Consider the following 22,856-nt stretch of genomic DNA (forward strand, 5'->3'; position numbering starts at 1 on the left):
CGCGGGTTCTGCCTCGCCGTCATCGCGAGCGTCAGCGAAGCGATCCAGAGCGCGACCGATCCAGGGAAAGCGCTACGCGCCTGAGCGCATCAGCCGGAACTGGTCTCAGACCGCTTCCACTTGATCGCCTCGGATCGTCATGGCGCTGCGGAGCCGAAGTCCTCCAGCGCTCCGAACGATCCGGAGAGGTCGCGCCCCTGGATCGCTTCGCTCACGCTCGCGATGACGGTTCGAGGTGAAAGCTGCGGCCATCAAGCTGAAACGGTCTCATCCCCCCGGGATCGCCAGCGGATTGTCCGTGAGCGCCGCCCGGTCCGGCGTGTCCAGGGCCGGCTTGCCGAGGAAGGCGTCCCAGATCCGGCGCACGAAGGCGGGGTCGAGGTCGCGCACGATCAGCACCAGCCGCGAGCGGCGGTCCGCGTCGGGCCAGGCGGGGAGCGTCACGGGCGCGTGGACCACGTGCTGCACCCCGTGCACCACGACCGGATGCTCGGGATCGTCGGCGAGCGCCACGAGACCCTTGAGGCGGAGGAGCTTCGGTCCGTGCGCCGAGCGCAGCAGATCCAGGAACATCTCGAAGGCCGGGCGCGGCACCGGTTCGTCGCTCGTCAGGTGGAAGGCGCGGATCGCCGCGTCGTGCCGGTTCACGTCGTGATGATGGTGATCGTGGTGGTGGCCGTGCGCGTGGTCGTGCCCATGGTCATGGTCGGGCTCGCCGAGCCAGGCCCGCACGTCGGCATCCTTGCCGTCGAGGCCGAACAGGCCGCCGAGCAGGCGCTCGGCCGGCACGTCGGGCCCGTGGATCGCGGCCGCCGGATTGAGGCCGGAGAGCCGACGGCGCAAAGCCTCGGGCTCGGCGCCGGGCAGGTCGGCCTTGGTCAGCACGAGATGGTCGGCCACCGCCGCCTGCCGCAGGGCCTCGCCGTGGGCGTCGAGGGTGCCGGAGCCGTTCACCGCATCGACCACCGTCACGACGCCCTGCAGCCGGAAGCGGATCGCGAGATAGGGGTGATAGATCAGCGCGTGGAGGATCGGGGCCGGGTCGGCGAGCCCCGTGGTCTCGATCACGACGCGGCGGAACGGGCCGATCCGCCCGTTGTCGCGGCGGCGAAGGAGATCCTCCAGCGTCGAGATCAGGTCGCCGCGCACGGTGCAGCACAGGCAGCCCGCGCCGAGCAGGATCATGCCCTCGTCGACCGTCTCGATCAGCAGGTGGTCGAGGCCGATCTCGCCGAACTCGTTGACGATCACCACCGTGTCCGCGAGCGCCGGATCGGCGAGCAGGCGATTGAGCAGGGTGGTCTTGCCTGCCCCGAGGAAGCCCGTGAGGACGGTGAGCGGGATCGGCTCGGGGCGGCCGGGTCGTTCGGTCTGGGGCATCGTCGGGTCGCAATCTGTGTCTCGGCCCCGATATGACGGTGCCGGGCGCCCGAAAAAACCCCTTACGACTCGTCGTTCTTGCCCTTCTTGTCCGCCTTCTTGGCAGCGGGCTTGGGCTCCGGCTTCTTCGCTTCGGGCTTCTTGGCTTCCGTCTTCTTGGCGGCGGGCTTGTGGGCCGGCTTCGCAGCGGGCTTGGCGGCCGAGTCGACCGAGGTGTAGGCGCTGGTCGCGGCCGGCACGCCCTTGTCGCTCGCCTTGTCCTTGCCGGCGATCTTCGCGGCGGGTTTGGGCGCGGTCACCGCGGCGGCGCGGGCCTTGGCGGCCTTCTCCGACGCCGCCTGCTTGCTGGCCTCGCGGGCGGCATCCTTGGCCGCCTTGGCCTCGGCGCGCTTGCGCTGTGCGGCCTCGGCCGCGGCCTGCTTGGCCGCCTGCTTCGAGGCCTGCGCCTCCTGCTCCTCCCGGGCCAGCGCCATCGCGCCCTCGGTGGGGCTGGCGCCGATCCAGACCGCGACCGGCTGGAGCGGGGCCCGCGGCGGCAGGGTCCGCCCGCGCACGTTGGCGCTGCTGAGCGCCGCGAAGGCGAGGTTGGAGGCGTCCGGCGTGGCCGAGCCGAGCAGCCGCGTCGCCGCGCCGTCGACGGTCGGGCCGCTGGCGGTCAGGGCGCCCGGCCCCTCGTCCACCGGCATCGGCTTGCGCTTGTCGCAGATGTAGGGCCGCATGTCCGGCGGCGCGGCGATGCTGGAGGCCGGCAGGGATTCGAGCGTCGGCGCGGTCCAGCCCGCGGACTGGCCGAAGCCGTAATCGAACAGGTCGGCGGCCTTGATGTCGCGCTCGCGGGCGCTCGGCTGGCCCATCACCACGGTGATGATCCGGCGTCCGCCCCGGGTCGCGCTCGCCACCACGTTGAAGCCGCCCGAACAGATGAAGCCGGTCTTCATGCCGTCGGCGCCGGCATAGCGCCCGAGCAGGCCGTTATGGTTGGCCATCACCGACTTGCCGAACTGGATCGCCGAGATCGAGAACAGGCCCTGCTGGTTGGGGAAGTCGCGCATCAGCGCGCGGGCCAGGATCGCCATGTCGCGGGCGGTGGTCCATTGCCGCGGCTCGGGCAGGCCGTTGGGATTGTACCAGCGGCTCTCGCGCATGCCGATGCGATGGGCCGTCTCGTTCATCATGTCGGCAAAGCCCTCGACGGAGCCCGCCAGCCCCTCGCCGATCGCCCAGGACACGTCGTTGGCCGACTTGACCATGATGATCTTGAGGGCGTTGTCGAGGGTGATCTGGGTGCCGGGCTTGAAGCCCATCTTCGAGGGCGGCTCGGCGGCGGCCGCGGGCGAGACCGTGAGCAGCGTGTCGAGCGAGACCTTGCCCTGGCGCACCATGTCGAGGGCGACGTAGGTGGTCATCAGCTTGGTGATCGAGGCCGGGTACCAGGGATCGGTCGCGCCCTGGCTGTAGAGCACCTTGCCGGACTCGGCCTCCACCACGAGGATCGGCGCGGTCACCGCCGCCGCCGTCCCGGCCATCAGGCCGAGGGCCGCCAGCGAGCCGATCAGCCGTCCCCAAACACGCATCGCCATCGGGCCAATCTCGAAAGGGTGTGAGGGCGCGGGACGCCGCAGAGGAGGGATTTCGGTGCCGCGGCCGGAGGTTCCTGGAGCGAAGCGCCCGGCCGGTTCGGATCGAGGATACGACGCCATCAACGTGCCCTCCGTGGCGAGAGCATGGCAGAGGCGGCGCGTTCGGCACCGCGGCGGGCGCTCGAACTTGAGAAAAACCGGTCGCATTGGCGCGGCGGATCACTCGGGTTAAGGGCAAGGCACGGTACGCGAAACGAAATTCGATGTCCTACGCGGTCAAGGAACTGTTCCACACCCTTCAGGGCGAGGGCGCCCAGGCGGGCCGGGCGGCGGTGTTCTGCCGGTTTGCCGGCTGCAATCTCTGGTCGGGCCGCGAGGAGGACCGGGCGGAGGCCGCCTGCCGCTTCTGCGACACCGACTTCGTCGGGCTGGACGGGGAGGGCGGCGGGCGCTTTCCCGATGCCGCGGCGCTGGCCGGCGCCATCGCCGCGACCTGGGCCGGGGGCGTGGCCAACCGCTACGTCGTCTTCACCGGCGGCGAGCCCCTGCTGCAACTCGACGAGGCGCTGATCGCGGCGGTCCACGCAAACGGCTTCGAGATCGCGGTGGAGACCAACGGTACGCTCGCGGCCCCTCCCGGCATCGACTGGATCTGCGTGAGCCCCAAGGCCGGCAACCGGCTGGTCCAGACCTCCGGCCACGAGCTGAAGCTCGTCTATCCGCAGGCCGACGCCCCGCCGGAGCGGTTTTCGGATCTGCCCTTCCGGCATCATTTCCTGCAGCCGATGGACGGCCCGCAGGCCGCCGCCAACACCGCCGCCGCGGTGGCCTATTGCCGAGGAGACGCCCGCTGGCGCCTCTCGCTCCAGACGCACAAGATCATCGGAATTCCGTAGAGGGACCGGGAGAGGGACCGGGCCGGCGGTTGCCTCCACCCCAGCCCTCGGCCACGGTCCGCGCGGGCAATGCCGAATCGATTCAGGCCGCCCGGACGTGCCGAAGGACCCGCCTGTGACGCACAGCCCCGCGCCGCTCAGCCTCGATCACTCTTCGATCGAGGATCTGAACCTCGCCCTGCGCCATTACCGGCGCCTGACGATCCGCTTGCCCCTGATCCTCGTCCTCGGATTCGCGGCGGCGATCGGCCTTGGGCGTCTCGGGACCGCCCTGTCGCCGCCCTACGGCGTCTACATTCTCGGCTGGGATCTCATGACCTGGGGGCTGCTCGGGCTCCTTGCCCTGCTCTTCGCCGAATTCTGGTGGGAGGGACGGCAGATCGGGCGGGCCCTCAACAGCGTCGAGATGCAGTCCGCGCCGATCGCTTCCCTGCTGGGCGGCCAGGCGCTGATCGGGGAGCGCGCCCGCGAACACGGCATGAAGCCGGGCCCCTTCAACGGTCCGCTCCGGCCCATCCGCAAACGCTGAGCCGGCACCCGTCAGCCGGTCCGGTCGATCCGCGAGCGGCCCTCGAGCTGCGCCCGACCACGTTGGGTGGGGACGCATCTCCAAGCCTTTGTTGTGCCGCGCTTTCCGACGAACCGGTGTCCGCTTCGTCGGAAAGCGCTCGAGCGCATCGGCCGGCGCCGCCGCCGGTCCTCACGGCTCACCCAGTCGAGCGGCGGCAGGAAGCTCCCGGTTCCCGGCCCCGAAGCGCGGATCGGTGAATCAGGCCGGCTTCACCGTCCCCTTGAACCACTGCCCCATCTCGAAAGAATCGTCCGAGCGGTTCCAGGCGATGAGGCAGGTCTGGTTCGAGGGGCCGCGCCGGTAGATCACCGCGCGCGGGCTCGCGGCCGCAAAGACCGGATAGAGGGTGCATTTCGGCCGATGTGGTGACATATCCACGATCTCGGTGCGCCCGCCGGCCGCCGTCAACCCGCTGCGCTGTCCGCGGCAGGACCGTTCCGGACCTCGTGAAGATCCCGCGATGAAGATCACCCAGGCCTTCACCTTCGAGGCGGCCCACCGCCTGCCGAACGTGCCGCAGACCCATCGCTGCCACCGCATGCACGGGCATTCCTACCGCGTGGAGCTGACGGTCTCCGGCGCGGTCGATCCGACGAGCGGCTGGGTCGTCGATTTCTACGACATCGAGAGCGCCTTCGCGCCGCTCCTGGAGCGGCTCGACCACCATTGCCTGAACGAGATCGAGGGGCTGGAAAACCCCACCGCCGAGCATATCGCGGCCTGGATCTGGCATCGGGCCAAGCCGGCCATTCCGGGGCTCTCCAGCGTGCGGATCTTCGAGACGCCCTATTCCTGGGCCGAGTACGAGGGCGACTGACCATGCCGGAAGCGGGCGGGGCGGCGGAGGCGGACCGGGATTCCGGCGCCCTGGTGCTGTTCTCCGGCGGCCAGGATTCGGCCACCTGCCTCGCCTGGGCGCTCGACCGCTTCCCCCGCGTCGAGACGATCGGCTTCGATTACGGCCAGCGCCACCGGGTCGAACTCGACCGGCGCGAGGGCCTGCGCCGGGGCATGGCCGCCCTCGACCCGGCCTGGGCACGGCGGCTCGGGCCCGACCACACGCTCTCGCTGGCCGCGCTCGGCGCGATCTCCGACACGGCGCTCACACGCGACAGCGAGATTGCGCTGACCCGGGACGGGCTGCCCAACACCTTCGTGCCCGGCCGCAACCTCGCCTTCCTCACCTTCGCCGCCGCGCTCGCCTATCGCCGGTCCTTGCGCCACATCGTCGGCGGCATGTGCGAGACCGACTATTCCGGCTATCCCGATTGCCGGGACGATACGGTGAAGGCGCTGCAGGTCGCGCTCAACCTCGGCATGGAGCGCCGCTTCGTGTTGCACACGCCGCTGATGTGGATCGACAAGGCCCAGACCTGGGCGCTGGCCGAGGAACTGGGCGGGCGCGCCCTCGTCGATCTCGTCGTCGAGGAGAGCCACACCTGCTATCTCGGCGAGCGGGGGCAGCGCCACGACTGGGGCTACGGCTGCGGCACCTGCCCGGCCTGCGACCTGCGCGCCAAGGGTTTTGCACGCTATCGCGCCGCCCGCGCGGCGTGATTCCGGTCGGCGTCGCGGCCTCTCAGGCTACTCCGCCGGAACGAGCGACCGCGATGCGTCCCTGCGCGTGAGCGCGAAGAAGCCGAGCGCCGCCGCGACGATGACGGCCCCGAAACACGCCGCGATCCCGAGCACCAGCCCGAAACCGCCGCGATCGTGCAGGACAGCGATCATCGGCACCACGAAACCGCTCACCGTGAAGCCGAGGAAGTAGCGCACGCTGTAGGCCCTGGCCCGGTAGGCGGCAGGCACGTAGCGGGCCACCATCGCGTCGTTGATGACCACCTGCCCGTAGAGCGCCGCCATCGTCAGCACGAGGCCGGCGAGCAAGGGCAGGCCCGTGCTCGCGGCCGCCAGCCCGAGGCCGAGCGGCTGCAGGACGGAGAGGGCCAGGAACAGGGTCGGCAGGCTGTAGCGGTCGATCAGCCGCCCCATCGCCAGCTGGGTCAGGGCGCCGAAGGCGAAGACGAGGGTCGCCACCGATCCGATCAGGCTGAGCGGAAGGCCTGCGCCGACGCGCTCGTCCACGACCTTGGGCAGGGCGATGGTAGTGATGTTGAAGGTCATCCCGCCGGCGATGATGGCGAAGGCGAACACGACGAGAAGGGGGAGCGGGCGCGCCACGGCGATGAGCGGGGCGCCCCCCGCCCGGCCGCCGGCCCCCTCGCCGTCGCCGGGCACCATCGCCACGAAGGCGGCGCCGCAGGCCAGGCAGAACAGGCCCGGCACGAGGAAGGCCGCCTGCCAGCCGAAACCGGAGGCGAGCAGGGCGGTGACGCCCGAGGCGGTGGCCGCGCCGACATTCCCCCAGACGCCGTTCACGCCGAGATCGCGGCCCAGCCGTCGGGCATGGGTGACCAGCATGGTCGAGCCCACCGGGTGGTAGATCGCCGAGGCCAGCCCCAGCACGCAGAGCCAGACCGCGAAGGCGGTCGGGCTCGCCGCGCTCGCCACGCCGAGGCAGGACAGGCCGTATCCGAAGAAGAAGACCGCCAGGAGGTTGCGCCGGCCGAACCGGTCGGCGAGCCAGCCCATCGGCAGCGAGCAGAGGCCGAAGGCGACGAAGGCCCCGGTCGCGAGCCCGATCAGTTCGCCGTAGCTCAGGCCCGTCTGCGCCGCGATGGCGATGACGGCGGTCGGGTAGATGAGCAGGACGAAATGGTCGAGGGCATGCGCCACGTTGACGAAGCGCAAGGTGCGGCGGGACAGGGTTTCGGCGTCCATCGGGGCAGGCATCTCCGTTAGCCTGTCCTCTCCCTACCTGACCCGTTGCACGCCGTCGGGCCGAAGGTGTACGCGATCGGGCCAAAATGGACGGGCAGCCCCATGCGTTCGATCCGGGCCGAGGATTACCAGACCGTCCCGCGCGCGGTCGCGGTGATGCCCAAGACCTTCGCCGCGGGCAGCCGCACGGAGCGGCACTTCCACCCGCGGGCGCAGCTGCTCTACGCCACCGCCGGCCTGATGATGGCGACCGCCGAGGACGGCACCTGGGTCGTGCCGGAGGGCCACGCCCTCTGGATCCCGCCGCGCCTGCCCCACGCGGTGGTGATGCACGGCGCGGTCTCGATGTGCTCGGCCTATCTCGCGGTCGAGGCGATCTCCGGCTTTCCCATCCGCGCCCGCGTCATCGAGGTCTCGCCCCTGCTCGCCGCCGCGCTGGCGGCCCTCACGGGGGAGCCGGTGCTCTACGACGAGGCCGGGCGCGGCGGCCACCTGGCGGCGCTCGTGCTCGACGAGATCCGCCGGGCGCCGGAGACCAAGCTCACCCTGCCCCTGCCGAGCGACGCGCGCCTGCGCCGGATCTGCCTCGGCCTCATCGACGCCCCGGCCACGACCTTCGACCTCGACGCCTGGGCCGACCGCGCCGGCCTCAGCCGCCGCACCCTGACGCGCGGCTTCCGTCGCGAGACCGGCCTGACCTTCGGGCAGTGGCGGGCGCGGGCCAGGGTGGTGCGGGCGCTCGCGCTCGCCGCCGACGGATGGGCGCCGCGCCAGGTGGCGGCCTCGGTCGGCTACCGCAGCATCCAGGCCCTGCGGGGCCGGACGGAGGCCCTGCTGCCGGAGCCGTCACCGGGCGAGTGAGCGTCGCCGGCCGGCCGTTTTGTCGGTTGCTCCGGCGGGGCCGGGTCGATAGCGCTCTCCCGCGCGTTCGGAGTTCGAGTCCAGCGCCGATCGAATCCAGGAGGAGCCATGCGCGCCGACGCCTTCCTCGAGGCCGTGAAGGCCCTTCCCGTCGCCCCCCTCGCCACCCTCGTGCCGGAGGGGCGCGGCCTCGTCGTCGTCGCCCCGCATCCGGACGACGAGAGCCTGGGCTGCGGCGGGCTGATCGTGCAGGCCCTGAGGGACGGCCGCGCCGTGCGCGTCGTCATCGTCAGCGACGGCTGCGGCTCGCACCCGAACTCCAAGGCCTATCCCCACGGCCGCCTGCGGGACCTGCGCGAAGCCGAGACCGTGAAGGCCATGGCCGAACTGGGCCTGGCCGCCGAGCATGTCCGCTTCCTGCGCCTGCCCGATGGCGGCGTGCCGAGCGAGGGCGCGCAGGCCGAGGCGGCGGCGGATCAGATCGCGCGGATCGCCCGAGAGGCGGGGGCCGGCGCCCTGTTCGTGACCTGGCGGCACGATCCGCACTGCGACCACACCGCCTCGGCAGCCCTCGTCGATCTCGCCCGCGCCCGGCTGCCCGGTGTCACGGCCTACGCCTACCCGGTCTGGGGCTGGACCCTACCCCCGGAGCGCGAGGTCGGGCCTGCGCCGGAGGGTTTTCGCCTGGCCGTGGAGGACGAGCGCGCGGCCAAGCGCCGGGCGGTGGAGGCGCACGCTTCGCAGGTCTCCGGCCTGATCGAGGACGATCCCTCCGGCTTCCAGCTCGAGTCCGCGATGATCGACCGGCTCTGCGGTCCCCACGAGTGGTACATCGCCCTGCGCTGACGGGCGCCGCCTTCATCCGGGTTTCAGGTTGGGGCTGTCAGGAGAGACGCGAACGAAGCGCGGCCCCGGACCAAGACCTGTGAGCACAACCAGCGTCGTCACGCTCAACAAGGGGCGCGACGCCCACCTCGCGCGCCTGATCGAGGGACTCGCCCGCGGACCGGCCCCGGCCGAGTGCGTCGTGGTCGAGATGGGGCCCGCTCCCGAGCCGTTGCCGGAGGCGCCGTTCCCGCTGCGCCGGATCGACTTCCCGAGCGCGGGCCTGCCGCTCGCCGCTGCGCGCAACGCCGGCCGGGCGGCGGCGCGGGGCGACATCCTCGTCTTCCTCGATGTCGATTGCATTCCCTCCGCAGGCCTCGTTCCGGCGCTGGCCGCCGCGGCCCTCGAACACGACGCTCTGGTCTGCGGACCGATCCGCTACCTGCCGGCCGGCGCCGTGCGCGACGACTGGCGCGAGGCCGACCTCATGCAGGCCGGCATCCTCCATCCGGCCCGGGATTTCCCGCAGGGCGGCGTGGCGGAAACCGACAACCCCGGCCTGTTCTGGTCGCTCGCCTTCGCGGTGCGGCGCTCGACCTACGACCGGCTGGGCGGCTTCGACGAGGGCTACGACGGCTACGGCGCCGAGGACACGGATCTGGCCTTCCGCGCGGCCGCGCTCGGCGTGCCGGTGCTGCTCGCAGGCGCGCCGCCCGCCTTCCATCAGCACCACCTCTCCTGCGACCCGCCGCTGCAGCACTTCGCCGACATCGTGCGCAACGCCCGCCGCTTCCGTGCCCGGCACGGGATCTGGCCCATGGACGGCTGGCTCGACGCCTTCGCCCGCCTCGGCCTGATCGGCGAGAGCCGCGAGCCCGACCTCACCCTCCTGCGCACCCCCACGGCCGACGAGATCGCCGCCGCCCGCGTCCCGCCGGAGCGGCCGTTCTGATGTGGCATCCGCTCGATCGCTTCGGGCTTTCACTTCGGACCTTATCAGGAGCCTGAGCGCGCCGATCCAGGGGCGCGACCTCTCCGCATCGTCCGGCGGCGAGCCGGTCGAGGCCGCCGAGGCGGAAATCTTGCCGGAAGATCTGCGCCGCATGAGCGATCCGAGCTTCACGCCCGGGCGCTGACCGTCGAGCCCGCGGGAAGGGAGATCGCGCCGAACGGACGACGGCTCGCCGCCGCGCGACTCGGGGAAGCGGGCGAGCACCTTCGGCAATGCCTGCCTCAACGAGCGAAGCGGCATCACGCGGGACGGCACCGGAACGCTCCCCGACACGTCAGTCACGCGCGGCGCGTCAGGCCCCCGCACCACGAGACGGGCGACCTGCCCGGGGCATGACGAGCGAGCCGTGACGGAGCCCTCACCCCGAACGGCGCTGCCGGACTAAGTCAAAAAGCTGCTCGGTTTGGGCAACCGACACCCGCGCCGGTCGGGCGGCGTCAGAGCGTCAATTCGCGCTCCAGCAGGTTCGTCGCTCGGTCGAGGACGCGCGGCCACAGCCCGTCCGCGAGTGTGCAGAATTCGGCGAGGAAGAGGAGCGCGCGCACCTCGGCAAGCTTCACGTAGTGCGGCAAGACGCGCCGCTCCGCCCGGGAGAGCGGGCGTTGCCTGTCGTAGCCGTTCAGAAGCGCAGCGACGAGCGCCCCCGTCCGTGACGGATCACCGACCGTGAAATGCCAGGCCGCGGTCCCGAGATCGAGCAGATAGGGGCCGTAGCCGCAATCGTCGAAGTCGAAGAAGCCCACCGCGCCGTCCCGGACGACGGCGTTGGCCAGCCGGGCGTCCCCGTGGCAGTGTCCCGACGGCAAACCGTGCGCCGCAGGATCGCCGAGCAGCTCCGCCCGGCATCGGTCGACAGCGCGCCGCGCGGCCTCGCTGCCGGGGATGCGGGTCAGCGCCATGGCGGCGTGCGCGTACAGTGCCTCCGGGTCGAGGAGACGCGCACCGCCGCCGTCGATCCCGGCAAGGGCGTGGTGCAGCTTCGCCAGCGCCGACCCGAACAGCGCCACGTCCTCAGGCTCGTTGGTGATCGACCGGCCCTCGAGGGCCTCGAACAGGCCGGCCGTGCGGCCCACACCGCCGAACGGGACCTGCACGCAATCCGCCCCGTCGACGGGGCGGATCGGTCGCGCCACGTCGATGCCTGGGGTTGGCCGGGCCTCGCGCAGCAAGCGCAATTCGAACGCGACCTCGGCGGGGGATCGGCCGACGGGCCGATAGAGGCGCAAGTAGTAGACCTCGCCGCCCCCGACGAGACGGTAGGTCCGGTTGACGCCGGGGACGACCAACTCGCAGCCGGCGAATGCGCGCCCGTAGACCCGGGAGAGATCGTGCAGGTCGATGTCGCTCACCCGCGCGGCTTATCACGCCCGGCTCGGTTCGAGCAGCATCGCCTGCCTGCGCTACAGGTCGTTTGCCGATCCTTGCATCGTCACCCCGATGGGCTTCGACCGTTCGAGACGCGCACTCCCGGGCGGATCAGCCCGCTTCCCGGCACATCGCCTCGATGGCCGCCGCCGTGCGCGCGAGCGCATCGGGCTCGGCCAGCGACCGGACGATGCCCGGATCGAGGGCGAGGCCGCGGGCGACGAGGCCGGGCCACGCGGGCGCGTCCGGCCAGCCGCGATGGACGATGGCCGCGCCGAGCCGCTCCAGGGCGTCGGCCTTGGCCTCCTGCTCGGCATAGGCGCGGGGCTCGGGCAGGCACAGGAAGCGCCTGCCCAGGGCCGCCACCGCCGTGACCAGCCCGTCGCCGGCCCCGCCGACGACGAGGGCGGCCGAGGCCAGATGCGGGCGCACCTCCGCGACCCAGCCGTGAAGATGCAGGTTGGCCGGGATCGCGCCGGTGCCGCTCACGGGGCCGAGCACGTGCCAGTCGCGCCCGGGCACCGCCGCGGCCGCCTGCACGAGAGGACCGAGGGCACCGCCCTCGCCGCCGCGGCCGAAGACCACGACGATGCGCCCGTCCTCGTCCGTCGCCGCCGTCGCGGGCGCTGTCCCCAAAAAACCGCCGTAGAGGGTCTTGGCGCGCACCCAGTCCGGAACCGCGCCGCCGTCCAGCGCCTCGGGAAAGGGCGCGAGCAGCCGCGAGGCGGCCCGGAAGGCCTCCAGATGGGGCCGGTCGGTGCGGGTGCCGGAGAGGCGCACGACGAGGCTCGGCACGGAGAGCAGCCGGGCGAGGAGGGCCACCTCGGCGGAGACGTCGACGATCATCAGCGCCGGATCGTGCTGGGCCGCCCAGGCCGCGATCCGCCCCATCCGTGCCCGGATGCCGGGATGGCCGAGCGGCGCGTAATGCAGGCATTCGGGTCGTTCGGCGGCGCCGTCGCGGCCGTCGAAACCAGCGTCCAGGCGGTCGTCGGGCAGGTCGAGGACGGGGCCCGGCGCCGCTGCGGTGTCGAGGCCCGCGAGGGTGCCCATCAGCGTGCAGGGACGGCCGAGCGTCTCCAGAGCCCTGGCCACCGCCACCGCCCGCTGCCAGTGCCCCGCGCCCTGGTGGTGGACGTAGTAGCCGACCGGACGCGTCACGCCGCCGCGTCCCGCCTCAGGGAGGCCGCGAGCGCGTCGAGATCGGCGAGCGCCGCGTCGAGGCCGCATTCGGGCGCGGGTTCGTCCCGCGCCTCCAGGCGGGCATGGGCGCGCTCCACGAAGGCGATGTCGTTGGGGCAGGAGGCGAGGTCGATGGCGGCCAGATCCTCCGCTGCGAGGCCGAGCGCCTGGAGCGCCGACGGCGCGGCTCCCTCGCGATAGGCGCGGCGCAGGGCGGCCCGGCGCAGGATCACCCGCTGCCAATGGGCGGCCACCGGCAGCCGGTAGGCCGCGCCCGCGCGCACCACGCGGGCGCGGCGCAGCATCTCGGTCGCCATGCCGCCCTCGGCCCGGCCGGCGGTGCGGGCGGAGACGAGGACCGAGACCGCGGGGCAGTGGCGCAGGCGCCCACCCGCCCGCTGGACGGCGGCGACGAGGGCGTTGTCCTCGCCGCGGGGAAGGGCGGGCAGGCCGCCCACTGCCCGGTAGAGCGAGGCGCGCAGCGCGAGGCTTCCGCCCGTATGGTCGCCGTGGCGGGGGGCGGGGTCGTGGGGCGGTGGATCGAGGGCGTCTTCGAGCGCGCGCACGCCCGACCAGTAGCGCTCGACCCGGGCATGGAAGGCAGCGAGCACGGGATCGACCTCGCCCTCGTCGTCGATCACGAGCCGCCCGCCGACGATCTCGGCGCCCTGAAGCGCGCGCAGGTTGGCCGCGGCCCAGCCGGACGCGAGCCGCGCATCGGCATCGGTGGTGAGGAGCACGCCGTCGGGGTGACCCTCCGCCTCCAGCCACGCCGCGCCGGCGTCGAGGGCGTGGCGCCGGGCGGTGCCGACATGGGCCTCGGCCCCGGTCAGGGTGATCTCGATTAGGCGAAGCACGAGGCCGCCGACGCGGCCGGATGCCTGGAGGGCGCGCACGCTCTCGGCCGTGCCGTCGCTGCAATTGTTGGCAACGACGACGACCCGCAGGGGTGCCGCCGCCGAGAAACCCTCCTGCGCCGCCAGCCCGCGCAGCAGGCGCGGCAGGCGCTCGGCCTCGTTGCGGGCCGGGATGCAGACGACGGCCGGGCCGGCGCTGGCGTTCATCTCAGGCCGCCGGGCGTTCGAAGACGGGCGCGCGGGTGCTGTTGGCGGGGGCGCCGGCCAGCACTTCGCGGTAGAGTTCCTCGTAGCCGTCGGTCATCACCTGCGCGTCGTAGAGCGTCTCGGCCCGGCGGCGGCAGGCCCGGCGGTCGAGGCCGACGGCGCGGGTGATCGCGCGGGCCAGGGCTGCCACGTCATCGGCGGGGGCGAGCGCGCCGGAATGGCGGTCGACGATGTCGGGAATGGCGCCGCGGCCGAAGGCGGCGACCGGCGTGCCGCAGGCCAGGGCCTCGGCGACGACGAGGCCGAAGGGCTCCTCCCAGCGGGGGGAGACGATTGCGGCCCGCGCCCCGCCGATCTGGCGGGCCAGTTCGCGATGGGAGAGATGACCGACGTAAGCGACGTCCTCTCCGAGCCGCGGGGCGATCCACTCGTCCCAGTAGCGCGGATTGGGCTTGGGACCGGCGAAGCGCAGGGGCAGCCCCGCGCGGCGGGCGGCGTCGATGGCCAGATGCGTGCCCTTCTCCGGCACGATCCGCCCGCTCCAGAACACGTAGCCGGCCGGGTCCGCCTCCGGGCTGAAGGCGAAGGTCGAGAGGTCGATGCCGTTGCCGACGATGCGGGCCTCCGGCACGAGGTCGTGCCATTCCTGCGCCAGGGAGGGCGAGACGGCCGCGAAGATCATGCCGGGCTTGGCCGCCCGCACCCCCGCGGCGAGGGATTCGAAGGGCGGCGTGTGCAGGGCCGTGGTCATCGGCGTGGAGAGCGCGTTGCTCGCCCGGAGCGGCAGGTCGTGCAGGCTGTTGTTGTGCACGATGTCGAAGCCGCCGCGGGCCACCGCCTCCATGATGCGCTCGTAGGCCTCGAACTCGGCGCGCTCGATCCGCTCGCACAACTCCGGATCGCCCAGCGCGTCGCCGGTCGGCGGGCAGACCGGATGCGGGACCAGGGACGGATCCGAGCCTTCCGAGGCGAACAGGGTGACCCGGTGGCCGCGCTGGCGCAGCGCCCCGGCCAGATGATGCGTGTGCATCTCCAGCCCTCCGAGGTACGGCTGGCCGATCGGGAACTTGAGATGGGCGATGACGGCGATCTTCAAGGGCGTTGTCCGGCGTCGGCGGCGTGGAGGACTCGAGGGGCGAGCCCAACGGCCAGGCTTGAAGCCCGCACCATCGCCGAGGCTCTAGGAACGCTCGATGAACGAACCCTTCAGGAACCGGAGGGGCATGGAATTAAAAGTCGCTTTGGCCCGTGTGTGACCCCACGTCACGGCTGGGCGAGGCAGCCTCGCAGCGCCCCCCGACGGCTCGCGACGAGGGGGCAGGCCGCAGCGGCATCATCGCGCGGTCCGACACCGGCCATCCGTCGGCGCCAAGCCGGGGCCGGGCGGCCTCCGGCCTCCCGCGGCCGAGAGATCAGACGAGGTGGTTTCCGTAGCGTTGCACGTGGTCGGCGAGGCCGAGCCCATGGTCGCGCACGAGGCGCTCGGCGCGCTCGGCGTCGCGGGCCTCCAGCGCCTCGATGATCTGCACGTGCTCCTCGATCGACTTCGAGGCGCGGTCGCCCTGGCGCATCGCCGTGTTGCGGATGCCGCGCACGTGCATCAGGAGGTTGCTGGTCAGGTCCTTGATCACTTCGCTGTGGCCCAGCGAGATGATCTTCTGGTGGAAGCGGATATTGGCTTCCGAGTACTCGTCGAGGTGGTCGGAGGGGCTGCCTTCGAAGAATTCGGGGAAGGAGCGGCGCAGGCAGGCCAGATCCTCGTCCGAGGCGTTCTTGCAGGCGAGCCGCGCGGCCATGCTCTCCAGGGACGCCCAGGCCTGGATCATGCCGACGATCTCACGCTTGGTCTTCTTGACGACGAAGACGCCGCGCCGGGGCTCGTTGCGCACGAAGCCTTCCTGCTCCAGCACCGTCAGCGCCTCGCGGATCGGCGTGCGGGAGACGCCGAGCGTCTGCGACAGGCCGCGCTCGTCGAGGCGGACATCCCCGGTCTGGCCGTAGATGTCCATGTTGGTGATGGCGGATTTCAGGGCCTCGTAGGCCAGGGTCCGCAGGCTCGTTGCCGGTACGATCGGCTTGATCGAGAAATTTTCCATCGCTTCGGATCGACCTTGATGCCGACGGAGATACGAGTCCGGAGGTGGAAGCATCGTGCCGTGAGAGCATGGCGCCTAGCTTGGCAGAAGGCAAGGCAGCCTCGCTCATGCGTCCGGGTTCTGCCCCGAAATCCGCTCACGTCCCCATGCGGCTCCGGCCCATCCCCAATTTATTGACCTCTGGCATCTGGTATGCCAGATTACATCGGAAGAGTCGATGCCGGCGGGTATTCGCCGGGCGCAGGGCAGTTTCTCGACAGACGCGCCCTGGCTCGCGGGAGCTTCCAGACACCGCCACGCTCTTCCCGGCGCCCTCGGCCGACGCCATCGGACGGGTCACGCGCACGCGGACAATCCATCTCTCCTGGGGAGGAGACCTGCGGATGAGCAAGGCTCTCGAAGGCGTTCGCATCCTCGACTTCACGCACGTGCAATCGGGGCCGACCTGCACGCAGCTGCTGGCCTGGTTCGGGGCGGACGTGATCAAGGTCGAGCGGCCCGGCGCCGGCGACGCGACGCGCCAGCAGCTTCAAGACCTTCCCGGCGTGGACAGCCTCTACTTCACGATGCTGAACCACAACAAGCGCTCGATCACGCTCGACGCCAAGAACCCCAAGGGCAACGAGGTGCTCTGGCGGCTGATCGGCGAGTGCGACGTGCTCGTCGAGAACTTCGCGCCCGGCGCGCTCGACCGGATGGGACTGACCTGGGAACGGCTCCAGGCGGCCAATCCGGGGCTGATCCTGGCTTCCGTGAAAGGGTTCGGTCCCGGCCGCTACCAGGATTGCAAGGTCTACGAGAACGTCGCCCAATGCGTCGGCGGCGCGGCCTCCACCACGGGCTGGCGCGACGGCCTGCCGATGGTCTCCGGCGCGCAGATCGGCGATTCCGGCACCGGCCTGCATCTGGCGCTCGGCATCGTCACCGCCCTCTACCAGCGCACCCAGACGGGGCAGGGCCAGCGGGTCGATTGCGCCATGCAGGACGGGGTGCTCAACCTCTGCCGGGTCAAGCTGCGCGACCAGCAGCGCCTCGGCCACGGCCCGCTCATGGAGTACAGCCAGTACGGCGAGGGCGTCCCCTTCGGCGAGGCGGTGCCGCGGGCCGGCAACGATTCCGGCGGCGGCCAGCCCGGGCGCATCCTCAAGTGCAAGGGCTGGGAGCAAGATCCCAACGCCTACCTCTACTTCATCACGCAAGGGGCGGTCTGGGGACCGATCTGCGACATCATCGGCGAGCCGGACTGGAAGACCGATCCGGCCTACGCGACGCCGAAGGCCCGCCTGCCGCACCTCAACGAGATCTTCACGCGCATCGAGGCGTGGACGATGAAGCACGACAAGTTCGAGGCGATGGACATCCTCAACGCCTACGAGATCCCCTGCGGGCCGATCCTGTCCATGAAGGAAATCGCCGAGGACGAGACCCTGCGGGCGAGCGGCACCGTGGTCGAGGTCGAGCACCCGACCCGGGGCGCCTACCTGACGGTGGGCAACCCCATCAAGCTCTCCGCCAGCGCCACGGAGGTGACCCGGGCGCCCCTGCTCGGCGAGCATACCGACGAGATCCTGCGCCAGGTGCTGGGATGCTCGGATGCCGAGATCGGCGACATCTTCGGTTCGGGCGCCGTCGGCGCCGTGCAGCGCTACGCGGCGGAGTAGGTTGCGGCACTATCCTGCCGTAGTCCGCATCGTCCGGAACTTGATTTCCGACATCTGGTATGCCAAATACCAAAGGCCGTATCGGACGGGATGCGGCACCTTTCGCCGTACGAGCCGGCAAGCGGAGGAAGCGATGATGGCCGATGACGCCCTGGCTTTTCTCGCCGAAGCGTTCGGAGAGATTTCCGACGCCGAGCGTCAGGCTCTTCGCGATGCGACGCCTTGCGCCATCGCCGCTCTCGATCCGGCTGGAACCGCGCGGTTCGCGGCAAGGGGCGTGGCGCAGATCGAACGCGTCTCGGCGCAACAGGCCGAGCGGAGCGTGTCTCAGGCGGCTTGGGCGTAGCGACCGTTCGCACCCGTCGTCCGGCGGTCCGGTTGGTCCTGGGCGGTGTCCGAGACGGTCAGCCGGTCGGCCAGCTTGACGACGAGCAGGGCCTGCAGGGCGACGAGGAACAGGAGCGCGGCGAGCCAGGTGGCGAGCATGGTTGTCTCCGAAGCGATGCCGCACCCATGATGGTGCGGTGCAAACATCGCCGACCTATCTTCGTCCGCCCGTGAGATGAAGTCCAGAATGCCAAGCGACGACAGGCGCCCGGCGCATGTTTCGGCGGGATCCGGGGCGATCTGACCGCGAAGCTGGGTCTTTCTCTTGCGTCCGGCGGCGGGTGCCTGGACCTGCCCTCTCCCCCGTCACGATCTCGCGATGCAGCATGTCCGGCCGGTCAGGACGGATCGCGGACGGTTTGTTCACCCCACGCGCCGAGCGTCGAGGTCTCCGACGGCACGAGGGTTTCGTGGATCTTTGGCAGGTCGCCGGATTCGGGGCCGAGGCCGACCGTGCCCAGCGCGCCGGCGGTCTCCGGCTCGCCGAGCGCCTCGGCCAGACCCGCCCGGTCGAGGGCGACGAGGCGCCCGCCCTCGAAGCGTGCGAAGACGCGGCCCGTCTCGCGGCGCGCGAAGCGCACCACCGCCAGCCGCCGCAGGACCTCCCGCAGGAAGCCGGCCTCCGTCTCCGGGGTCCCGTCGACGCCGCGATAGACCTCGGTCGCCGCGTGGGCGCGGATGTCGATCCGGCGGTAGCGCTCGATCGCCAGCAGGCCGCGGGCGTCGAGGATCGTCATCGCGCCGTTCGTGCCGAAGGCGATCGTGAGCGGGCGCGCGCCCTTCGGCACGCTGTTGTCGAGGAATTCGAAGAACACCGTCCGGTCCCGCCGCAGGGCCCAGGTGAAGAACAGCCGCGGCATGCCCGTGAAGGCCTCGACGTTGTGCGCCAGCAGATCCTCGACCGCCTTGTAGCGCCCGAACTCCTCGCCCCGCTTCCAGGCGCGCTCCACCGTCTCCTCGGGCGGCGTCACCATGAATTGCAGGTGGATGTGCTGACCGAACCGGGTCAGGAGCTGCCCGGCGCCGTCGGCCTCCGTGGAGAAGCTGTCGAAGCGGAAGCGGTCGATCAGCAGGTGCGAGAGGCGGCCGGCGGCGGCCTTGCGGGTGATGTACCGGTCGAGCTTGGCATCGACGATCTCGACCTCGTGGCCGGTGAGCGGGCCGGCATAGCGGCGCGCCGGTCCCAAGCTGTCGTAGTCGAGCAGGAACTTGCGCCAGACATCGGGGGTGACGACGGCGAAGTCCTGCCAGTCCGCACCGATCCGCCCGGCGAGGTCGCGCTGGTAGGGGCGGATCGTGCTCTTGCCCGAGGCCGAGGCGCCCTTGACGTTCATCACCACCGGCCGCCCCTGGGGCGCCGGCCGATGATAGCCCTGAGCCTCGGCCACCGCCTCGATCCAGGGCGCGATCAGCGCGCCGATCCGGTCGCTTCCGCAGCGGTTCGTGACCAGGATTCCGGCGAGCCGGCGCAGCAGCGCCCGGTCGCGGATCAGCATGCCCTGGCGGGCGATCACGTGGCCGAACACCGTGCGCAGGGCCTCGCGGGCGGCACTCTCCAGGCTCTCGGTCTCTTGGGACGCGCCGCAGCGCGCTTCGAGGCGCGCGAGGACGCGACTCTGGAAGTCGCCCGACGGGGCGGGGGAGGGGGCCTCGCGGCCGCCGAGCAGGCGCCGCAATCCGCCCCAGCCGCTGGCGGGTTCGGTCGCGGGCGCGGGCGGCTCGTCGAACAGGGCCGCGAGTTCGCGATCCAGCACGGCGTCGGCCTCGGCCCGCACCGCCTCAAGTTCGGCCGAGACCGCGGCGAGCCGCGCGTTGACGCCCTCGCGCAGGAGCGTGGTGACGATGCGCCGGAAATTCAGGCCGAGGTCGGCATAGACCTCGCCCACGGGGACCGAGACGTCGGCCATCACCCGGATCAGGGTCTCGTGCACCACGAGACGCTCCGCCCGGAAGGGGGCGAGCTGCGTGGCCGGCAAGCCGCTCAGATCCGAGAGTTCGAGGATCTCGGCCAGCGGCAGCGCGACGTTCTCGGGCCGGAACACCGTGGCCAGCGGGCGCATGGCCCGCGGCAGGCCGGGTTCGAGGCCCGGATTCCAGGCGTGGAAGGCCGGTGCGTCCCGCGCCTCGCCCGACGGTGGGGCGGCCGGTTCCATCGCGCCGCCCTCCCGCTCGGCTCAGGCGGCGGAGGCGTTCTCGATCTCCTCGAAGCGGAGCTGGTAGGCCTCGCCCCAGAGGGTGGCGGCCCGCTCGTGCCACGCGGCGTCGAAGAACAGCTTGGCGCAGAACGCGCTGCGCCAGATGCACACGGCGATGATCCGCTCGTCGAGGACGCGGATGTGCCGGCTCTCGAGGCCGCCGGCGATGCCGAGGCGGGGCAGCATGTCGATGCTCGAGGAGCCGAATTCGTTCTCCCCGGGGAAAACGACCGGGCACTCGACGACGGTCAGATGCTTCAAGGGGGTTTCCATGGCGGACGCCTTCTACGGACTAGTTCTTCCAGCCTGCGGCGGAGATCTCGCTCACGACGCTCGGCGCACCTTGCACGCTTCCTGCCGGCCTTGCCATCACCTTCGGCAACCCGGCGCGAACTCTCACGGCCGTGGCGGAGCCGGCGGGCTGGCCGCCATCCGCGCCTCGCCCGCGCAATCCCAGATGCTCAGAATCGCGCTGACGCGGCAGGATTCCATGAGCGCGATGTGATCGACCCGCCGCTCGCAGAAGGTTTGCAGCCGCTCCTGCGTGGAGGCCGTGATGTCGATCGCGGGAAAATCCCGGTCGGTGATGAGCCAGACGGAGCGGCTGTAGACCTCGGGACCCTCGGCGGCCACGGCGCGGAAGATGTCGCGCTGGGTGAGGAGCCCGACCACGCTCGCCTCGGCATCGTCCTCGACGACCAGGAGCGCGCCCGTGCCCGGCTCGGCCAGGAGCTGCGTGGCCTCGGCCACGGAGCGGTCCCGCTGAATGGTTCGGACGCCGCCTGCGTCCGGTTTTCGGCGCATCGTCGTGAACACGGCGCTCCTCCAACGGCGCGCCTCTCGGCCGGGGCGCACTCATGAAAGGAGGTTGGTATACAACATACCTGTTGTCAATTCTGGTTTTTGAATTATGGTGCCGCCCGCCGACGGGTGGTCTGCAGGATCGACCCGCCAGTCCGCCCGTTCCCTCTACGCCAGGCCCGATCGTGCGCGATCCCGCCTCCCGTTCGGGGCCCGGTGCCCGTCCCGTGATCCCACCGGCTCGAAGCGGCCGGCATCGACGAGGGAGGTGATGTCAGGACCGGTGACCTGACGAAAGACTGCGCTTCGAGCCGTCCGCAGGCTTCAAGTCCTCTGCAAGCATCCGGCAACGTCCGCGATGACAGAGGATCAGACCCACAAAAACACGATCAAAAAAGCTCGAAAAATCGGGCTATTCTGGAGATACGTCCATGACCGATCTATCCACGACGGGCGCTTCGGCGCCCACGAACCGTTGGCTACAACTGTTGTTCGGCATCATCTGCATGTGCATGATCGCCAACATGCAGTATGGGTGGACGTTCTTCGTCAACCCGATTCAAGAGCGGCACGGCTGGGACCGCGCCGCGATCCAGGTCGCCTTCACCCTCTTCGTCGTCACCGAGACCTGGCTCGTTCCGATCGAGGGCTGGTTCGTCGACAAGTACGGCCCGCGGGTCGTCACGCTCGCCGGCGGCCTGATGTGCGGGTTGGCTTGGGTGATCAACGCCTACGCCGACACGCTCACCATGCTCTATCTCGGCGCCGTCATCGGCGGCACCGGCGCGGGCGCGGTCTACGGCACCTGCGTCGGCAACTCGCTCAAGTGGTTCCCCGACCGCCGCGGTCTGGCCGCCGGCCTCACCGCTATGGGCTTCGGCGCGGGCTCGGCGCTCACCGTGGTGCCGATCCAGGCCGTCATCCACCATTACAGCTACGAGCACGCCTTCTTCTGGTTCGGCATCGGCCAGGGCCTCGTCGTGATGCTGATCGCCCTGTTCCTGCTCGCCCCGAAGAAGGGCCAGGTGCCCGAGATCGCCCGCGTCAGCCAGAGCAAGCGCGACTTCACCCCCGGAGAGATGGTGCGCGCGCCGATCTTCTGGGTGATGTACGCGATGTTCGTGATGATGGCGGCCGGCGGCCTGATGGCCACTGCCCAGCTCGGCCCCATCGCCAAGGACTTCCACATCGCCGACGTGCCGGTCAGCCTCATGGGCATCACCCTGCCGGCCCTGACCTTCGCGGCCACCATCGACCGGGTGCTCAACGGCGTGACGCGTCCGCTCTTCGGCTGGATCTCCGACCATATCGGCCGCGAGAACACGATGTTCCTCTCCTTCGGCATCGAGGGCGTGGGCATCTACCTCTTGAGCCAGTTCGGCCAGGACCCGATCATGTTCGTGATCCTGACCGGTCTCGTCTTCTTCGCCTGGGGTGAGATCTACTCGCTGTTCCCGGCGACCTGCGGCGACACCTTCGGCTCCAAGTACGCGGCCACCAATGCGGGTCTGCTCTACACGGCCAAGGGCACCGCGGCCCTGATCGTGCCCTATACCAGCATCCTCACCACGATGACGGGAAGCTGGCACGCCGTGTTCCTGGCGGCGGCCGCGCTCAACATCCTCGCGGCGCTGATGGCGGTCCTCGTCCTCAAGCCGATGCGTCAGGCCTATACCCGGGCTCCGGCGACCCCGGCGGCGGAGGCGAAGCCGGCCGCCGCCCACTGAGAACGGCCCTCGGCCGGACCGCCTGTCCGGCCGACCTCCCACGGATCGACAACCCGTGCCGGACCGCGTCCGGCACGGGGCCCGTTCCCCGACCCCGCCTGACGGATCGGACGGCGCCCGCCGCCGCGCTCGCCCTCCGCGGAGGGCCGCGCCGCCGCGCGCTCACGATCCTGTCCTCGTCACCTTGAGAGAGCGTCCTGCCGGATTCGCCGAGCGACCGGCCAGGCATCACAGACGTTTTGAGGAGATACCGGATGGCTTCCCAACCGGCCGAGCCGCAGGCGCGCCAGGATGCGCCTTTCGACGCGCCTTCCGCCAAGTGGTGGCAACTCGCCTTCGGCGTGCTGTGCATGGCCATGATCGCCAACCTCCAATATGGCTGGACCCTGTTCGTCGACCCCATCGACCAGCAGCACCACTGGGGCCGCACCGCGATCCAGTTCGCCTTCACCATCTTCGTGGCCACCGAAAC

General features: G+C 71.1%; 23 protein-coding genes and 1 pseudogene. 11 read left to right on the plus strand and 13 right to left on the minus strand.

Annotated elements, in window-relative coordinates; all coding sequences use genetic code 11:
• Positions 1-267 precede the first annotated feature (267 nt).
• On the minus strand, positions 268-1,380 hold the full coding sequence (locus BY998_RS19505; protein ID WP_110353358.1) for a GTP-binding protein: 1,113 nt from the start codon (positions 1,378-1,380) through the stop codon (positions 268-270).
• 62 nt (positions 1,381-1,442) lie between these two features.
• Positions 1,443-2,960, minus strand: coding sequence for a D-alanyl-D-alanine carboxypeptidase family protein (locus BY998_RS19510; RefSeq protein ID WP_110353360.1), 1,518 nt, complete (start codon positions 2,958-2,960; stop codon positions 1,443-1,445).
• A 263-nt stretch (positions 2,961-3,223) separates the two neighbouring features.
• Here BY998_RS19510 and queE point away from each other — a divergent pair, with 263 nt between their 5' ends.
• Together queE and BY998_RS19520 are read left to right on the plus strand one after the other, a co-directional pair.
• Entirely contained in the window at positions 3,224-3,856 is a 633-nt protein-coding gene (gene queE / locus BY998_RS19515; protein ID WP_110353362.1) for a 7-carboxy-7-deazaguanine synthase, read from the plus strand.
• A 115-nt stretch (positions 3,857-3,971) separates the two neighbouring features.
• Positions 3,972-4,385: an ABC transporter ATP-binding protein gene (locus BY998_RS19520; protein WP_110353364.1), complete on the plus strand. Its 414-nt coding sequence runs from the start codon at positions 3,972-3,974 to the stop codon at positions 4,383-4,385.
• 240 nt (positions 4,386-4,625) lie between these two features.
• Here the strand turns inward: BY998_RS19520 and BY998_RS24495 are convergent, their stop codons facing one another.
• Entirely contained in the window at positions 4,626-4,799 is a 174-nt protein-coding gene (locus tag BY998_RS24495) for a hypothetical protein (RefSeq protein WP_181425571.1), read from the minus strand.
• Positions 4,800-4,887: 88 nt separating this feature from the next.
• On the opposite strand from BY998_RS24495, the gene queD reads away from it, so the two are divergent.
• Both queD and queC read left to right on the plus strand, forming a co-directional pair.
• On the plus strand, positions 4,888-5,244 hold the full coding sequence (queD, locus tag BY998_RS19530; RefSeq protein WP_003604191.1) for a 6-carboxytetrahydropterin synthase QueD: 357 nt from the start codon (positions 4,888-4,890) through the stop codon (positions 5,242-5,244).
• Between the two features lie 2 nt (positions 5,245-5,246).
• Positions 5,247-5,984 carry a 7-cyano-7-deazaguanine synthase QueC gene (gene queC / locus BY998_RS19535; protein WP_110353368.1) on the plus strand — a complete coding sequence of 246 codons (738 nt, stop codon included), beginning with the start codon at positions 5,247-5,249 and terminating at the stop codon, positions 5,982-5,984.
• 27 nt (positions 5,985-6,011) lie between these two features.
• On the opposite strand, the gene BY998_RS19540 is transcribed toward queC, so the two are convergent.
• On the minus strand, positions 6,012-7,208 hold the full coding sequence (locus BY998_RS19540) for an MFS transporter (protein WP_110353370.1): 1,197 nt from the start codon (positions 7,206-7,208) through the stop codon (positions 6,012-6,014).
• Between the two features lie 102 nt (positions 7,209-7,310).
• Here BY998_RS19540 and BY998_RS19545 point away from each other — a divergent pair, with 102 nt between their 5' ends.
• From BY998_RS19545 to BY998_RS19555, 3 genes are all read left to right on the plus strand, one after another.
• The gene (locus BY998_RS19545) at positions 7,311-8,069 is read left to right on the plus strand and encodes a helix-turn-helix transcriptional regulator (RefSeq protein WP_110353372.1); all 759 of its coding nucleotides are present in this window, start codon (positions 7,311-7,313) and stop codon (positions 8,067-8,069) included.
• A gap of 108 nt (positions 8,070-8,177) precedes the next feature.
• Complete coding sequence (locus BY998_RS19550; RefSeq protein ID WP_110353374.1) at positions 8,178-8,915, plus strand: PIG-L family deacetylase; 738 nt, start codon at positions 8,178-8,180, stop codon at positions 8,913-8,915.
• 79 nt (positions 8,916-8,994) lie between these two features.
• Positions 8,995-9,846 carry a glycosyltransferase gene (locus tag BY998_RS19555; protein WP_110353376.1) on the plus strand — a complete coding sequence of 284 codons (852 nt, stop codon included), beginning with the start codon at positions 8,995-8,997 and terminating at the stop codon, positions 9,844-9,846.
• Positions 9,847-10,343: 497 nt separating this feature from the next.
• Here the strand turns inward: BY998_RS19555 and BY998_RS19565 are convergent, their stop codons facing one another.
• The 5 genes from BY998_RS19565 to BY998_RS19585 all read right to left on the minus strand — a co-directional run bounded on the left by BY998_RS19565 (position 10,344) and on the right by BY998_RS19585 (position 15,613).
• Positions 10,344-11,255: a phosphotransferase gene (locus tag BY998_RS19565; RefSeq protein ID WP_110353379.1), complete on the minus strand. Its 912-nt coding sequence runs from the start codon at positions 11,253-11,255 to the stop codon at positions 10,344-10,346.
• Between the two features lie 127 nt (positions 11,256-11,382).
• A complete protein-coding gene (locus tag BY998_RS19570; protein WP_110353381.1) occupies positions 11,383-12,432 on the minus strand; it encodes a glycosyltransferase in 1,050 nt (349 codons plus the stop codon).
• Positions 12,429-13,517 carry a glycosyltransferase gene (locus BY998_RS19575; protein WP_110353383.1) on the minus strand — a complete coding sequence of 363 codons (1,089 nt, stop codon included), beginning with the start codon at positions 13,515-13,517 and terminating at the stop codon, positions 12,429-12,431. The genes BY998_RS19570 and BY998_RS19575 overlap by 4 nt, the downstream gene beginning before the upstream one ends.
• Before the next feature lies 1 nt (position 13,518).
• Positions 13,519-14,613: a glycosyltransferase family 4 protein gene (locus BY998_RS19580; protein ID WP_110353385.1), complete on the minus strand. Its 1,095-nt coding sequence runs from the start codon at positions 14,611-14,613 to the stop codon at positions 13,519-13,521.
• Between the two features lie 316 nt (positions 14,614-14,929).
• Entirely contained in the window at positions 14,930-15,613 is a 684-nt protein-coding gene (locus BY998_RS19585) for a GntR family transcriptional regulator (protein WP_110353386.1), read from the minus strand.
• A 383-nt stretch (positions 15,614-15,996) separates the two neighbouring features.
• Here BY998_RS19585 and frc point away from each other — a divergent pair, with 383 nt between their 5' ends.
• Positions 15,997-17,274 (plus strand): formyl-CoA transferase, encoded by a 1,278-nt coding sequence (frc, locus tag BY998_RS19590; RefSeq protein WP_110353388.1) that lies wholly within the window; start codon positions 15,997-15,999, stop codon positions 17,272-17,274.
• Positions 17,275-17,407: 133 nt separating this feature from the next.
• On the plus strand, positions 17,408-17,620 hold the full coding sequence (locus BY998_RS19595; RefSeq protein WP_110353390.1) for a hypothetical protein: 213 nt from the start codon (positions 17,408-17,410) through the stop codon (positions 17,618-17,620).
• Here BY998_RS19595 and BY998_RS24500 read toward each other — a convergent pair.
• The 4 genes from BY998_RS24500 to BY998_RS19610 form a co-directional block, all read right to left on the minus strand.
• On the minus strand, positions 17,602-17,760 hold the full coding sequence (locus BY998_RS24500; protein WP_181425573.1) for a hypothetical protein: 159 nt from the start codon (positions 17,758-17,760) through the stop codon (positions 17,602-17,604). The genes BY998_RS19595 and BY998_RS24500 overlap by 19 nt on opposite strands.
• A 239-nt stretch (positions 17,761-17,999) precedes the next feature.
• Positions 18,000-19,814, minus strand: a complete 1,815-nt coding sequence (locus BY998_RS19600) for a hypothetical protein (RefSeq protein WP_110353391.1) — start codon at positions 19,812-19,814, stop codon at positions 18,000-18,002.
• Positions 19,815-19,835: 21 nt separating this feature from the next.
• Positions 19,836-20,129: a hypothetical protein gene (locus BY998_RS19605; RefSeq protein WP_110353392.1), complete on the minus strand. Its 294-nt coding sequence runs from the start codon at positions 20,127-20,129 to the stop codon at positions 19,836-19,838.
• A 123-nt stretch (positions 20,130-20,252) separates the two neighbouring features.
• On the minus strand, positions 20,253-20,660 hold the full coding sequence (locus BY998_RS19610) for a CBS domain-containing protein (protein WP_280952923.1): 408 nt from the start codon (positions 20,658-20,660) through the stop codon (positions 20,253-20,255).
• A 428-nt stretch (positions 20,661-21,088) separates the two neighbouring features.
• Between BY998_RS19610 and oxlT the strand changes: the two genes are divergently transcribed.
• Positions 21,089-22,384, plus strand: a complete 1,296-nt coding sequence (gene oxlT, locus BY998_RS19615; RefSeq protein ID WP_110353394.1) for an oxalate/formate MFS antiporter — start codon at positions 21,089-21,091, stop codon at positions 22,382-22,384.
• 254 nt (positions 22,385-22,638) lie between these two features.
• Positions 22,639-22,856, plus strand: a pseudogene (locus BY998_RS19620) (oxalate/formate MFS antiporter); the annotation flags it as partial.

Source organism: Methylobacterium sp. B4 (assembly GCF_003201865.1).
In the GTDB taxonomy this organism is placed as follows: domain Bacteria; phylum Pseudomonadota; class Alphaproteobacteria; order Rhizobiales; family Beijerinckiaceae; genus Methylobacterium.